General features: G+C 61.0%; 14 protein-coding genes. 4 read left to right on the top strand and 10 right to left on the bottom strand.

What is annotated here, in order from left to right:
- Window positions 1-144: 144 nt before the first annotated feature.
- Window positions 145-1,137, top strand: coding sequence for a polysaccharide deacetylase family protein (locus ACZ25R_RS17030; protein WP_472461655.1), 993 nt, complete (start codon window positions 145-147; stop codon window positions 1,135-1,137).
- Window positions 1,138-1,158: 21 nt separating this feature from the next.
- Here ACZ25R_RS17030 and sbmA read toward each other — a convergent pair whose 3' ends face one another.
- The 6 genes from sbmA to ACZ25R_RS17060 form a co-directional block, all read right to left on the bottom strand.
- Entirely contained in the window at window positions 1,159-2,409 is a 1,251-nt protein-coding gene (sbmA, locus tag ACZ25R_RS17035) for a peptide antibiotic transporter SbmA (RefSeq protein WP_472461656.1), read from the bottom strand.
- A 107-nt stretch (window positions 2,410-2,516) separates the two neighbouring features.
- Entirely contained in the window at window positions 2,517-3,668 is a 1,152-nt protein-coding gene (locus ACZ25R_RS17040; RefSeq protein WP_472461657.1) for a YbfB/YjiJ family MFS transporter, read from the bottom strand.
- Between the two features lie 108 nt (window positions 3,669-3,776).
- Window positions 3,777-4,367, bottom strand: coding sequence for a class I SAM-dependent methyltransferase (locus ACZ25R_RS17045; protein WP_464662883.1), 591 nt, complete (start codon window positions 4,365-4,367; stop codon window positions 3,777-3,779).
- A gap of 134 nt (window positions 4,368-4,501) precedes the next feature.
- Window positions 4,502-5,872, bottom strand: coding sequence for a sensor histidine kinase (locus ACZ25R_RS17050; RefSeq protein ID WP_472461658.1), 1,371 nt, complete (start codon window positions 5,870-5,872; stop codon window positions 4,502-4,504).
- Entirely contained in the window at window positions 5,872-6,546 is a 675-nt protein-coding gene (locus tag ACZ25R_RS17055; protein WP_472461659.1) for a response regulator transcription factor, read from the bottom strand. The genes ACZ25R_RS17050 and ACZ25R_RS17055 overlap by 1 nt, the downstream gene beginning before the upstream one ends.
- A 247-nt stretch (window positions 6,547-6,793) precedes the next feature.
- Window positions 6,794-7,246, bottom strand: coding sequence for a MarR family winged helix-turn-helix transcriptional regulator (locus ACZ25R_RS17060; protein WP_223611597.1), 453 nt, complete (start codon window positions 7,244-7,246; stop codon window positions 6,794-6,796).
- Between the two features lie 72 nt (window positions 7,247-7,318).
- On the opposite strand from ACZ25R_RS17060, the gene ACZ25R_RS17065 reads away from it, so the two are divergent.
- Window positions 7,319-8,266: a PLP-dependent cysteine synthase family protein gene (locus ACZ25R_RS17065; protein WP_472461660.1), complete on the top strand. Its 948-nt coding sequence runs from the start codon at window positions 7,319-7,321 to the stop codon at window positions 8,264-8,266.
- A gap of 24 nt (window positions 8,267-8,290) precedes the next feature.
- On the opposite strand, the gene ACZ25R_RS17070 is transcribed toward ACZ25R_RS17065, so the two are convergent.
- Window positions 8,291-8,881 (bottom strand): 2'-5' RNA ligase family protein, encoded by a 591-nt coding sequence (locus ACZ25R_RS17070; RefSeq protein WP_472461661.1) that lies wholly within the window; start codon window positions 8,879-8,881, stop codon window positions 8,291-8,293.
- A 93-nt stretch (window positions 8,882-8,974) separates the two neighbouring features.
- Window positions 8,975-9,592 carry a TetR/AcrR family transcriptional regulator gene (locus ACZ25R_RS17075; protein ID WP_472461662.1) on the bottom strand — a complete coding sequence of 206 codons (618 nt, stop codon included), beginning with the start codon at window positions 9,590-9,592 and terminating at the stop codon, window positions 8,975-8,977.
- A gap of 92 nt (window positions 9,593-9,684) precedes the next feature.
- On the opposite strand from ACZ25R_RS17075, the gene ACZ25R_RS17080 reads away from it, so the two are divergent.
- Window positions 9,685-10,302 (top strand): NAD(P)H-dependent oxidoreductase, encoded by a 618-nt coding sequence (locus tag ACZ25R_RS17080; RefSeq protein ID WP_472461663.1) that lies wholly within the window; start codon window positions 9,685-9,687, stop codon window positions 10,300-10,302.
- A gap of 9 nt (window positions 10,303-10,311) precedes the next feature.
- Here ACZ25R_RS17080 and ACZ25R_RS17085 read toward each other — a convergent pair whose 3' ends face one another.
- Window positions 10,312-11,211 (bottom strand): LysR family transcriptional regulator, encoded by a 900-nt coding sequence (locus ACZ25R_RS17085; RefSeq protein WP_472461664.1) that lies wholly within the window; start codon window positions 11,209-11,211, stop codon window positions 10,312-10,314.
- 102 nt (window positions 11,212-11,313) lie between these two features.
- Here ACZ25R_RS17085 and ACZ25R_RS17090 point away from each other — a divergent pair, with 102 nt between their 5' ends.
- Window positions 11,314-12,303, top strand: a complete 990-nt coding sequence (locus ACZ25R_RS17090) for a zinc-dependent alcohol dehydrogenase family protein (RefSeq protein WP_472461665.1) — start codon at window positions 11,314-11,316, stop codon at window positions 12,301-12,303.
- A gap of 18 nt (window positions 12,304-12,321) precedes the next feature.
- On the opposite strand, the gene ACZ25R_RS17095 is transcribed toward ACZ25R_RS17090, so the two are convergent.
- A complete protein-coding gene (locus tag ACZ25R_RS17095; protein WP_472461666.1) occupies window positions 12,322-13,215 on the bottom strand; it encodes an SDR family oxidoreductase in 894 nt (297 codons plus the stop codon).
- Between the last annotated feature and the right edge of the window lie 107 nt (window positions 13,216-13,322).

Below are 13,322 nucleotides of genomic sequence, written 5' to 3' on the forward strand. Positions count from 1 at the left end.
CAGGTGCTTGCGGTGGATCGACGCGTCCGATCATCGCCACAATTCCCCTGTAGCGAGAATCGTTCCTCCCATTGATAGCGTCGTATCAGCATTATGCGTTTGATTTCTTGTGCCCTTGCCGCGTCCCTTGCCCTCACGGCATGCATGCCCGCTTTTGCCAGCGAAGGCACGGAACTGCGCGGTTCCCTTGGCAGCAAGCCGCAATATGTGCTGATCTCCTTCGACAATTCCGGCAGCAATGCCCTGTGGGAGCGCAGCCGGGCGCTCGCCGAGCGCTCCAACGCCAAATTCACCTACTTTCTCTCCTGTGTCTTTCTGATCGACCGCGCTGACCGCAAATCCTATCAGGCCCCCGGCGAATCCAATGGCCGCTCCAATATCGGCTATGCCGCATCGAAGGATGACATTGCCAAACGGCTCGACAATATCTGGCGGGCGCGCAATGAGGGCAATGAGATTGCCAGCCACGCCTGCGGCCACTTTGATGGACGCACCTGGTCGAAGGCGGACTGGATCAGGGAATTCACCGCCTACAAGCAGGTGCTGCGCGCGGCCTGGGCAAAATATGGCAGCGATCCCGAGCCGGAGGGTTGGAAAGCCTTTGTCGACACGGAAGTGCGCGGGTTCCGGGCTCCATATCTCTCCGCCAGCCCTGCCCTGCTGTCAGCATTGAAAGACATGGGTTACGCCTTTGACGCCAGCAGCGTTTCCAAGGGTCCGGCTCTGCCGATCCATGCGGGCGGGCTATATCAGTTTGCGCTGCCCACCATCAGCGAAGGCCCGGAACACCGCCCGGTTGTGGCGATGGACTACAACATGTTCGTGCGCCACTCCGGCGGCTTCGAGCGGGCGGATCACCTCAACGAATTTGAAAACCGCGCCTATGACGCGTTCAAGGGTGCCTTTGACCGCCAGTATAAGGGCGAGCGCATTCCCTTCCAGATCGGCATCCATTTTACGCTGATGAACGGCGACGCCTATTGGCGGGCACTGGAACGCTTCACATCCGACGTCTGCACGAAGCCTGACGTACGCTGCACGACCTATAGCGATTACCTCAAACAGACCGGCGCCGAAGCCCCCTCCGCCGTCGCTCCGGCGGTCAACCGGAGGAAGGTAACGGACAGCGGCATCTGACCGCCGCCCGTCACAGCTTTCTTAGCGCTCAGTCCCTGTTTCCAGATAAAGCTGATCGATGGACGGCAGAGGCTCGCCCTCCAATGTAGCCTCGAAGGCTTTCAAACGCTTCTGGATTGAAAGCAGTTCGATGACTGTCGTCCACGAATTGACCAGAAATTGGAAAGAGTTCGTCACATTCGAAAACGCTGACAAGATCTGCTGGAAGATACCCAGGGTGATCGTGCCGGCTGCCAATGTCGGAACAAGCAGGAAAAGACCAAAGACATTATCGGCCTGCAGATAGACGTAGCGGAAGACGTTGAAGTAGACGTAGTGGAAATACAAACGGAAATAATTCTTCCGGACGTTTGCAAAGAGCTCCTTTACGGCAAGCGGCTGGGCGCGATCTCCATGATCTTCACCATAAACAAGTTCTTTTCGGTAGGCCGCTTCAACTCTCTGATTGCGAAACTGCAAACCCGGAAGCTTTACACCGACCATTGCCAGCAAGCCGGTTCCGAAGATTGCCCAAGCAATGGCCGCGAAAACCAGCGGATGTGGTATGACGCCGACAACAGGCAAGGCGACGATGTGGCTGGAGAGCTGTGCGAGCAACGGCAGGAACGCTATCAGTGTCATGGCCGACTGTATGAAGGTGATACCCAGACCTTCAACAATCGATGCAAAACGCATCGTGTCTTCCTGAACGCGCTGTGCGGCACCCTCAATATGCCGAAGCCTTTCCCAATGTTCCATATAGTAGCTGTTCATGGCTGTTCGCCATCTGAAGACGTAATGGCTGGTAAAGAAAAGCGTTGCGACCGCTACTGCAATTGCCACGCAGGCGATCACCGCGAATGTGATAACGCCGGCATAAAGATCCGGGGCAGCAACAACATTTTTACCGCCCATTGCCTTTTGAACCATGTCGAAGAACGAGCCGCGCCAGTTGTTCAAAACAACATCGACCTGGACGGAAAAATACGACGAAAACAGGATAAGAGCGGAGCCCAGAATTGACCAATTCTGCCACGGGTGAGGCGAATACCACGCCCAGAACGCATAAAAAATACCAATGAATACAGCAAAATAGACATAGACCCAAAGATAGGGCTTTGTGAAAAAGACCGTGATGCCAACGATGGGAGGTACCGCCGGGTCAGCGGGAGCCAGTCCCACGTAGGAACCAAATTGTTGACCTCCGGCATACCAGAGCAGAACTGCGGCCAAGGCCCACAGAAGCGCCGAGATGAAAAAAAACTTCGGCTTGGGAAAAAATGAGACAAACACGGCAGATGGACCCTCGCATAAACACATAAATCAGGGTTGATTTGATGTGAACCTACCACCACGAATAGGGCAAAGAATGAACGCCAGCAATTAAATTGCTGTAATGTTCACGGTCTGGAAAGAAACGCAAAGGCCGCCCCGACGACGAGGCTGGCGGCGGCGGCAAGGGTCGCGATGGTAAAATTGCCGGTGATATTGGCGAGATAGCCGCCAACGAGCGGCCCGATGATCTGGCCGATGCCGAAGGCCGCCGTCATGACGGCCATGACCCGGCGCGGCGACTGCGGCAGAATGGCCCGCCCCGCCTGAAAACCGGCGGCGGTGATCACGATGAAGGTCAGCCCCAGGAGCACGCCTCCGAGAAGCGGCCCCACGGGAGGCGGCAGGACCACACTGGCGGCCACGCCCACGGCCTGCACCAGCATGCCGAGCGCCACGACGGCAAACGGGCCGACCTGGCGCAGCAGCGGCCCCCACAACCAGACGGACAGGGCAGCGCTCACACCGGTCACAAACCAGACCAGCGCTTCCATGGACGCGCCGCCATGACTGGTGCGCACGATGGCAATGATGAATGTGGCGGTGATGATGTAGCCGAAGCCGAAAATGCCATAGGCAATATTGATCTTGAGGAAGGCGGGCGTCCAACGCACCGGCGGTTCCTTGATGTGGGTTCCGGCACGAACCGGCCCTTCACGCAGCAGCCACAGCACGGCAAACAACCCGAGGATGGAGAGGATAGCCGCACCGACCCAATCCTGACGCCAGCCGTAACCGCTTGCGGCGCTTGCCGCCACCAGCACGGAGGAGAGCGCAATGCCGGCACCGACGCCGCCGAAATGCAGTGCCTGCAAACCCGGCCGGTTGGCCGCAGCGAGGTGACTGAAGACGATGGTTGCAGCAAGCACCAGCATGAACGCGCTGGCCATGCCGGCCAGGAACCGCAGGATCGAGAAGACGATGATGCCGTCGCCGAGGCTCATGGCGAGACACAGTGCCGCACTGCCGGCAAGGGAGGCCAGAACCACGGCGCGCTCTATGCCTGACGCCCAGCCGTAACCCGCAATGATCGCACCGAGGAGATAGCCGACATAATTGGCTGAAGCGATGATTCCGGCATCCCCCGGCGACAGGCCGAGATCGGTCATCATGGCCGGCAGGATCGGCGTGAAAATGAAACGGCCGATCCCCATTGCGACGGCCATCGTGACAAATCCGCCAAGGGCGTAACGAACGGGAGAAGAGGCTGGTGGGGTCATGCCGCGGACTTTATCGCTGCGATGCAGCATGACAAGACAATAAAATTGATCGACCGATGACGATCGGTGATCGTTCGGATCACCCACCACCTGTCCGCCGGACAGGGATCAGATGGCGACAGGTGTGGTGACGCCCTTGCGGGTGATCCTGTAGACCGCCGCAGGCGGCAGGTTGCGGAATGCCCGGCCAATGCAGACGGCCTCCAGCTGCAATTGATCCAGCACCGGTTTTGGCACCGGGCAGCGGAAGCCGTAGGTGAACTGGTAATAGGCGCCTTCCGGCCGCAGATTGCTGAATGCGCCGCCGAGAATTGCCGCCACCTTTTCCTGCGTCATGCTGAGAAGCGGCAAGCCGCTGACAACGGCACCGGCAGGCTGAATGTCGAAGAACTCGTGCAGGTCGAGCTGGGCCGCGTCCATCTGCAGGATGCGCATGCCGGGAAAGCGCGCCTGCAAAAGCCGCGCAAATTCGGCACCGTATTCAATCAGGGTCAGGTCCTTGGGGCGAACACCGCGGGCAAGCAGCGCGTCAGTGAACACGCCGGTGCCCGGCCCCAATTCAAGCACGGGACCCGAGGCCGGGGTGATTTCGCTGGTGATCAATCTTGCAAGGGCCGCTCCCGAAGGGGCAATCGCACTGACGCGAAACGGATCGGTCAGCAGTGCCCGCACGAAAGTCCAAACACTTCCCGTCGTCATAAAAATCAAGCTCCAACGTTCTTAAGGCTGCGTCTGTATGGCGCGCCAATATTGAGGGAAGATTGCGTGCACCTTCTGAGGCAACGATACCCACAGCAAAATGGCTTAAACAGGACTGAACTATCGGTAAGTTATTACGGCATTATAGATGCGGCAGCAAACTTCATGGTGAAACAGGCGCCGCCGCCAGATGCCTCTGTTACCACAACCTGCCCCCGATGCAATTGCACGATTTCCTGGACGAGGTTGAGGCCCAGACCAACGCCGCGATCCCGGGCGTGCAGGCGCCGGAAAGGCTCGAAGATGGCACTGCGCTGATCGGGCGGCACGCCCGCCCCCTCGTCTTCCACCGTGATGGCCGCATCCGGCTTCACCCGGATGGTGATGGTGCCCTTGCGTCCGCCGTGCTGGATGGCATTTTGCACAAGGTTGATCATGGCCCGTTCCAGCGCCGCCTGATCGCCCCGCACGGCGACACGCGCGATTTCGGGTTCAAACGACATGGCATAACCCGCCGCGATGGCAAGCGGCGCGAGATCGGCCGCCACCCGCCGTCCGACGGCGACAAGATCAACGGCAGCAAATTGCATTCCGTTCTGGCTGAGGCGCTGCAGATCCAGCAATTGTTCGGCGAGAATGCCAAGACGGGCGACATCCTCCAGCAGACGCCCGTTGACCGGGCTGGCCGGGAGCGATTCCAGGCGGGTCTGCAGGATGGCGATCGGGGTGCGCAATTCATGGGCTGCATCCAGCAGAAACCGTTTGTGCCGTTCATAGCCGTCGTCGAGACGGCCGAGCGCGCTGTTGACAGCCGTCACCAGCGGCGTGACCTCCTGCGGCACATCATCCAGCGGCAAGCGCGTTCCTCGCTCGTCAATATTGATCTTTTCAGCCTGGTTCGCCACATGCCCCAGGCCCCTATGGGCCCTGCGCACGACAAATGGTGTTACCAGGAGCGTCGCCAGCGCCATCACAAGGATGAGCGGGACAATGATGGTTGCAAGAACCGTACCAAGCGCCGAGAGATAAAAGCCGAAGGGGACTGTACTTCCGGGTCCGGCAAGGATCTGGACCACGCCGGCTGTGGTTGTCACGCGTTTGAACCGGGCGTTGGAACGGGGCGGATCACCGAGATTCCAGCCAAATCGCGCCTGTCCCACGGCGCTCAAGGCATCGCCGATGCGCGCATATTCCGGCGGGACCTCGCCCTCCGACAAGGTCTGTCCCTGCATGTCGCGCGCCACAAACCAAAAACTCGGGCTTGTCGCCCGCTCGCGCGCCAGTGCGGGTGTTTCGCGCAGGACGAGAGCGCCATTGGCACTGCGCCCGATGGAATCGCGCACGGCGTTGATCGTCGTATCTTCAGGATCGATCGACCCGAGAAATCCGGTGTACCAGAGCGCACAGAGCACCAGCACCACGAACAGCGTCAGCATGACCGCCTGCAGAAGGACAAGGCGGCTGACGAGCCGCCATTTCAATGAATGCGGCCTTGCCTGCGCCATCAGGAGAGGCGCTTCAACAGGTAGCCGACGCCGCGAATGGCGTGAATTTCAACGCCGGCGCCGGATTCCGTCAGCTTGCGGCGCAGCCGGGAAACATGGGTGTCGAGGGCGTTCGACTGGATTTCATCGTCAATGCCGTAGACTGCTTCTTCCAGCGAAGAACGCAGCACCGTGCGCCCCATGCGCCGCAACAGCGTTTCCAACACCAGAAGTTCGCGGCGCGGCAGGTCGAACCGGTTGGCGCCGATGCTGGCTTCGCGGTTGATCAGGTCAAAGGACAGGTTGCCGACATTCAGCGGTTCCGAGGGCATGTTGAGGGGCCTGCGCAGCACTGCGCGCAGCCGCGCCAGCAGTTCTTCCACGGCGAAGGGCTTGGCAAGATAATCGTCCGCCCCCTTGTCGAGACCGGTGACACGGTCCGCCAATTCACCGCGCGCCGTCAGCACGATGACCGGAACGCCCTCACCTTTTGCCCGCAGACGCGGCACGATGGTCAGGCCATCGCCGTCCGGCAACTGCCGGTCCAGCAGAATGGCCGCATAGGCGTTGAGCGACACGGCCTCCTCGGCATGGGCGAGCGAGCCCACGTGATCAACGATCATGTCGTAATTCTTGAGAGCCTCCCCAAGGGCAGCGGCCATTTCAGGCTCGTCTTCCACCAGCAAAATACGCACTATTCAGGACCAGTCATGTACGGGGTTAAAACATGGCGACACAAGGAATTTGGACACCGGCCGTTGCTTTGGCAAAATAGTACCGTTCAGGCCGCCATGGCGAGGCCCGTTCCCATTTCATACGCCGCAATCGCTGTGCCCTGCCCGCACTCTTCATTCGCCGCAACACAATTAGGCCACTCACATTGCACCAAGGTTGCGCCCTGCAACATCAGGGCAACTGCGCATCGGGCAGGCTTTTCCCGCCTCAGAGCGCCTCGCTTTGATCCGCCAGCTGGCGAACAATATCCGTCGGCACGACTTGCGCGAGCCTGGCCTGCGCTTCCCGCCACACGGGTATTGCCGCTTCGAGACGGCGCGCGCCGGTTTCCGTCAGCCACACCGCGCGGCGACGCAGGTCGGTTTCCACCAGGGTGATTTCGATCAGCTGTTCGCGCTCAAGCGTGCGCAAGTTGCGCGACAAGGTCGATTGCTCCAGGCCGCTGCGCTGGGCCAGCGCGCCCAGCGTATCATCGGTCAGGGCGGCAATCTGCGCCATCAGGCCAAGCTGCGCCGCGCTAAGGCCAAGATCCGCCAATTCGCGATCCAGAAAAGCCGTGATGCGGCGCGCCGCCAGCCGGCTGTTCCAGCCCGCGCAATTCTCAACCAGCGCGCGGGCGTCGGTCCGCAAGGTTTTTTTCGGTTGTTTTGCCAAGGTCATGGATATATGCATATACATAATATGTATATACATGGAAACCGGTTTTTGCGTATCCGAACCGGATAGTGCAGTTTGACGCGGAGTATCGAGACCATGCGCGCCTCGCAACGAACGATCCTTGACACCATCGGCCACACATCGCTGCTGGCCCTGCGGACCATCCGCCCCGCCAACGGCGCCCGCATCCTCGTGAAACTCGAAAGTGAAAACCCCACCGGCAGCATGAAGGACCGCATGGCGCTTGCCATGATCGAGGCGGCGGAAGCGGATGGGCGGCTAGCTGCCAACGGCTCCGTGGTGGAATATACCGGCGGCAGCACCGGCGTTTCCCTGTCGCTTGTCTGCGCGGTCAAAGGCTATCCCCTGCACATCGTCACCTCGGACGCCTTTGCCCGGGAAAAACTCGACCACATGGCAATTCTTGGCGCCACATTGCACATCGTGCCAAGTGACAGCGGACGCATGACCGAGAAACTGACGCGCGACATGATTGAGGCGGCGCGTATCATCGCGCAGCAAACCCCCGGCAGTTTCTGGACCGACCAGATGAACAACGGGGATCAGCTGGCGGCCTATCACGCCATGGCCGCCGAAATCTGGGACCAGACAAACGGACGCATCGATGGTTTTGTGCAGAGTGTCGGCACGGCGGCTTCCCTCCGGGGAACCGGCGAGGCCTTGCGCCGGTACAATGACCAGATCCGCATCGTTGCGGTGGAGCCGGCGGAATCGCCCGTCCTGTCCGGCGGCAAGACCGGCGCCCATAAAATTGACGGGATTGGCGCGGGCTATGTCGTGCCGCTCTGGCATGACGGCATTGCCGGCGGGATCGAACAGGTGTCGACGGAGGAAGCCATTGCTATGGCTAAGCGGCTGGCCCGCGAAGAAGGACTGTTTGCCGGAACCTCCACCGGAGCCAATGTGGTTGCGGCGCTGCGGCTGGCCGATACGCTTGCCGCTGGTGCAACCGTCGTCACCGTCATGTGCGATACGGGCATGAAATATCTGAGCAGGAAATAGGAATGCGGACCCCAACGGAGCGCGTCAATGCAGCGTCCAGCGCTGCAGTATCTCGTATTCGGAGAGCCCCCGCTTGCTGTGGATCAAGACAAAATCCCTGACGACAAAGCGGATCGGCTCAATCGGCTGTTCGCTGATCGTTCGGGAATTGTAGAGAAGCGTCAAATGCGGGGTGAATGCGCCGCGATTTCCCGGCAGACCGTTGCGCGTGAGGCAGGCGCCGAGAATCGTGTGGAGCCGGGTCAACCCCTCGCCCTCGCCGATCAGCACCAGCGGCTTCCGGCCCGGCTGGCCACCCTCGAAACTCTTAAGTGAACGTAGTGCCACCTCAAACGGCGGTGTGGACACGGCACTCCCGGCCCGCTTGGCCGCGAAAAGGATAGGACTGGGCAGACGCGGGTAATCCCCCAGGTGGTGCAGCGAAATGTGAAAACGGCAAGACCCGATGAGGCTCTTTCGCGTCAAACCATGATCGTTGATTACGCCGGTCCTGCGGACATCGACAATCTCCTGCACATCGCCATCGAGCATGATGCCGAAGAAAAGCCGCTCCGGCAAAGCAGGCCGTTTCGGCCGGTTTTGCCAGTTATCACCCAAATTCAATTCGCCCTGCATGGCCGGCCTCCCGAAATGCAACCGCATTTCCGATCGGACACTTTAGAACAAAAAGGGAACAATCTGCAAGTATTTTTGCGAATGCTCGTCCGTTCAACCGTTCCTGGCAACCATGGCAATGATGGTCTCGAACAGCTCGTGCTCCGCCTGCGCAGCGGTGATGTCGCCCGTTGCGGCGGCATAGGACAGCGCTTCCGCGGCACCGAGCATCGCCCACAAGCCCGCCGAAGCAATGGTCCCGGCTCCGGCAAACGGCGCGAGCATCACCCGGCACTTCTCGATGAAGACGCCGTTATATTCACGCTTGATCTTCTCCAGCTCGGGCGATCCGGCAAGCGCTGCGATCACACCGGGGATTTCGCGCCCCTGCACCAGCACGCAGTCCACATAGGATGAGGCGATGACCGCAGCCCGGTCCGCCAGCGCCGGTTTGCTCGCGGCGAGCGCCGCGTCCATCAGCATTGTCTGGCGGGCATCGAAGTCCCGGTAAAGCGCTGCCAGCAAACCGGCGCGCGTGCCGAAATGATCGTAAACCACCGGCTTCGTCACCTCAGCCTTTTCGGCAAGCCAGCCGAGCGTCAAGGCTTCCGTCCCCTCCTCACGGACAATCCGCCAGGCGACATCCAGGAGCTGGCGGAAGCGGTCCTCCCGCGTCAGCCGCCGGCGCGGACGGACAGCCGCCGTTTCATCCCTCGTTCGCATGCTTGACATCGCTATATACCAAAAGTAACTTGCAGATTATAACTTACCAAAAGTATATAACATCAACCCGCCATCTGCAATCCGTTGACAGGAGTTTTGTCATGCACGCCCTCATCGTTGTCGCACATCCCGAACCCGCATCCCTCACCCACGGCATTGCCGCACAGATCGCTGAGGGTTTGTCGCTGCGCGGTTCCGGCAATTCCCACGAAATCGCCGACATCGCGGCCGAAGGGTTCGATCCGCGCTTCTCCACCGCCGATCTTGCCGTTCACCGCACCCGGGCGGCACCGCCCGCCGATGTCGCAGCCGAACAAGCGCGGATCGACCGTGCCGATGCTGTGGCGCTGGTCTTTCCCGTCTACTGGTGGTCGATGCCGGGACTGCTCAAGGGATGGATCGACCGCGTCTTTTCCAATGGCTGGGCTTTCGACTTCAGCCTGGACGGCGGCCTGGAAAAGAAGCTCCGCCACCTCAAGGTGCATCTCATCGGCGTTGGAGGCGCCGATGCGCGAACCTATACCCGGCGCGGTTACTTCGATGCCATGAAGACGCAGATCGATCACGGCATCTTCGATTATTGCGGTGCCTGTGTCGTCACGTCGGAGCTGCTGCTCGATTCGGAAACGCAGGATCCGGCAATACACCTCGACAGGGCGCGAACCATCGGCAGCAGGCTGTTTGAAGCATCGCCGCAATGCGGGATGCAGGCAGCCTGAGGGCGCCGTTCACCCCATCAGCCGGGGCAAAGCGGCGGCGAGTGCGTCCACGGCCAGCCGGACCCGCAGCGGCAAATGCGGCACCGGCAGCCACAACGCATAGGCGTCGTAGAGATAATCCGGCTGATCCGGCAGCAATTGCACAAGTGTTCCCGCGGCAATCCGGTCGCGGATGAGCCAGGACGGCAGCCAGGCCAGCCCCATGCCCGCCATGGCAGCGTCGGCTATGGCGTCCAGGTCATCCAGCCGCACGCGATTGACCGGCATCGCCTCGGCCGGCGGCTGGTCGCCGCGCGGAAACAGCCATGGGCGGATGCGGCCCGACCGGCGATACATGATGGCCTGGTGCCCGGCAAGGTCATCGACCACCCGTGGTTCGCCATGGTTCGCGATATAGGCGGGCGCGGCGCAGACAACCATGCGCTGGCGGGCGATCCGCCGCGCAATCACGCCGCCCCTGTCGTCGGGAGTGCCGGTCCGGATGGCAAGGTCATATTCGTCCTCGGCGAGATCGACGAAGCGGTCGCTCAGCGACAGGTCAAGTTCCAGCATGGGATATTGCCGGGCGAGCCCGAGCAATACGGGGGTGACGCAGTGCCGGCCGAAATGCGCGGGCATCGTCACCCGCAGCCGGCCGCGCGGTTCGGACAGCCGATCATCCGCGAGCGCATCTGCGGCCTCCGCTTCGGCCAGTATCACCTGGCAACGTTCATAATAGGCACGCCCGAAATCGGTCAGGTTCTGGCGGCGTGTCGTGCGGTTGATCAGGCGTACGCCCAGCCGCTCTTCCAGAAACCGGACATGTTTGCCGACCATCGGGCCGGACAGGCCAAGCGCGTCCGCAGCCGCGGCAAAGGAGCCGAGATCAACGGCCCTGACAAACACGGCCATACTGGCGAGGCGATCCATATTCGAAACTCCTGGTTTCTACAGAACTTCATTATGCGCCATTTATCCGCATTTCTCCTGCTGGCATAGCTTATTCCGTTCAAATGGTTTGGAGTTATGACTATGGCACGTGTTGTTCGCTTTCATGAATTCGGTGGTCCCGAGGTTTTGCGCATCGAGAACGTCGAGATTCCCCAGCCCGGCCCGGGCGAGGTTCAAATCCGCGTCAAGGCCTTGGGGCTGAACCGTGCCGAAGCGCTTTTGCGTACCGGCACCTACATCGAAACGCCGGTTTTGCCGTCTGGTCTTGGCCTTGAGGCAGCGGGTATCGTTGAAGCGATTGGCGAAGGCGTCGAGAACTTTGCGCCGGGTGATGCGGTCAGCATCATACCGCCCAAATCGATGGTGCGCTGGCCGGCCTACGGTGAACTGGTGACATTCCCCGCAGGATCGGTTGTCAAACATCCGCAATGGCTCAGCTGGGAAAAGGCGGCGGCGCTGTGGATGCCTTACCTGACCGCTTACGGCGCGCTGATCGACATCGCCAAGCTGCACCGGGGAGATTTCGTCATCATCACCGCCGCCTCCAGCAGCGTGGGACTTGCGGCGATCCAGATTGCCAACAGGGTTGGCGCAACGGCCATTGCCGTGACGCGCACCTCCGGCAAGAAACAGGAGCTGCTGGCTTTCGGCGCCGCCCATGTCATTGCCGCCGCCGAGGAAGACCTGGAGACGCGGCTGAAGGACATCACCGGGCCGGGCGGTGTGCGCGTGGTGCTCGACCCCATCGGCGGTCCGATATTCGGCCCGCTGACTGCCGCCATGGCACCGGGCGGCATCCTCGTGGAATATGGCGGCTTGAGCCCGGAACCGACCCCTTTCCCGCTGTTTACGGTGCTGAGCAAATCCCTGACGCTGCGCGGCTATCTCGTGCACGAGATCATTGGTGATCCCGCGCGGCTGGAAGCAGCCAAGGCTTTCATCCTGGACGGGCTGGCATCCGGCGCCCTGCAGCCGGTCATTGCCAGAACCTTCCCGTTCGACCAGATCGTCGATGCGCATCGCTTTCTGGAATCGAACGAGCAGTTCGGCAAGATCGTCGTGACAATTTGAGCAAACAGGGCTCCTCCCTCACGTTTCGAAATAGCGCGGCCGGTCGAGATCGGACATCAGCCCGGGCTGGTTCGGCTGCCAGTTCAACAGTTCGCGGGTGCGCGTGCTCACCGCATGCGCATTCATACCGGCAAAGGTGGCAAACCAGCCGAAATGTTCGGCCGCCGCCTCGGGGGTCTTGGCCACCACAGGCACATCCAGCCGGCGGCCGATCATGGTGGCGATGTCCTTGAACAGCACACCCTCCTCGGCAACCGCATGATAACGGTCGCCGCCGGTCCCCCGTTCAAGGGCAAGCCGGTAGACGGAAGCCGCATCCAGCCGGTGCACCGCGGGCCAGCGGTTGAGCCCTTCGCCGACATAGGCCGACACGCCCTTTTCGCGCGCGAGGTTGATGAGGTGCGGTACGAAGCCATGGTCGCCGTCGCCGTGGACCGACGCGGGAAGACGGACCACCGACGCCCGCACGCCATCGTCTGCCAGTGCCACAGCGGTCGCTTCCGAAACGCGGGGCACAGCCGCGGAAGCCGGGCCGGGCAGGTCTTCTTCAGTCGCCGGGCGATCCCGTCCCAGATGCGCCATTCCCGTGGTGACGAGCAAGGGGCGATCCGAGCCTTTGAGCACAGCGCCAAGCGTCTCGATGGCGCGGCGGTCCATCTCGCAGTTCTGCGCGAATTTCGAGAAATCATGATTGAACGCCGTGTGGATCACCCCATCTGCGGCAGCAGCGCCATCGCGCAGGCTTGGCAGATCGTCGAGATCGCCGCGATGCGCCTGCGCGCCGAGGGCGGCAAGCGATTTCGCCGCCGCGTCCGTGCGGACAAGACCAAGCACCTGATGGCCCGCCTTGACGAGTTCCTCCACGACGGCAGAGCCGACAAAGCCTGTGGCACCGGTAACGAAGACACGCATTCCACTTCTCCATTTAAAATGACATGACCGCAATCAAGGCCGTAGTGGAGAAGATAGGCGGTTGGAGAAATACGATCTATGCTGTAAAGTCCGCATTATCTTCGCAA

Source organism: Phyllobacterium sp. RCAM01083 (assembly GCF_055685835.1).

Bases quoted from the DNA above. Each gene is read 5' to 3' on its own strand.
- ACZ25R_RS17095 (WP_472461666.1), bottom strand. From the start codon at position 13,215: ATGCGTGTCTTCGTTACCGGTGCCACAGGCTTTGTCGGCTCTGCCGTC.
- ACZ25R_RS17040 (WP_472461657.1), bottom strand. From the start codon at position 3,668: ATGACCCCACCAGCCTCTTCTCCCGTTCGTTACGCCCTTGGCGGATTT.
- ACZ25R_RS17085 (WP_472461664.1), bottom strand. From the start codon at position 11,211: ATGGATCGCCTCGCCAGTATGGCCGTGTTTGTCAGGGCCGTTGATCTC.
- ACZ25R_RS17070 (WP_472461661.1), bottom strand. From the start codon at position 8,881: ATGCAGGGCGAATTGAATTTGGGTGATAACTGGCAAAACCGGCCGAAA.
- ACZ25R_RS17090 (WP_472461665.1), top strand. From the start codon at position 11,314: ATGGCACGTGTTGTTCGCTTTCATGAATTCGGTGGTCCCGAGGTTTTG.
- ACZ25R_RS17080 (WP_472461663.1), top strand. From the start codon at position 9,685: ATGCACGCCCTCATCGTTGTCGCACATCCCGAACCCGCATCCCTCACC.
- ACZ25R_RS17075 (WP_472461662.1), bottom strand. From the start codon at position 9,592: ATGTCAAGCATGCGAACGAGGGATGAAACGGCGGCTGTCCGTCCGCGC.
- ACZ25R_RS17045 (WP_464662883.1), bottom strand. From the start codon at position 4,367: ATGACGACGGGAAGTGTTTGGACTTTCGTGCGGGCACTGCTGACCGAT.
- ACZ25R_RS17050 (WP_472461658.1), bottom strand. From the start codon at position 5,872: ATGGCGCAGGCAAGGCCGCATTCATTGAAATGGCGGCTCGTCAGCCGC.
- ACZ25R_RS17060 (WP_223611597.1), bottom strand. From the start codon at position 7,246: ATGACCTTGGCAAAACAACCGAAAAAAACCTTGCGGACCGACGCCCGC.
- ACZ25R_RS17030 (WP_472461655.1), top strand. From the start codon at position 145: ATGCCCGCTTTTGCCAGCGAAGGCACGGAACTGCGCGGTTCCCTTGGC.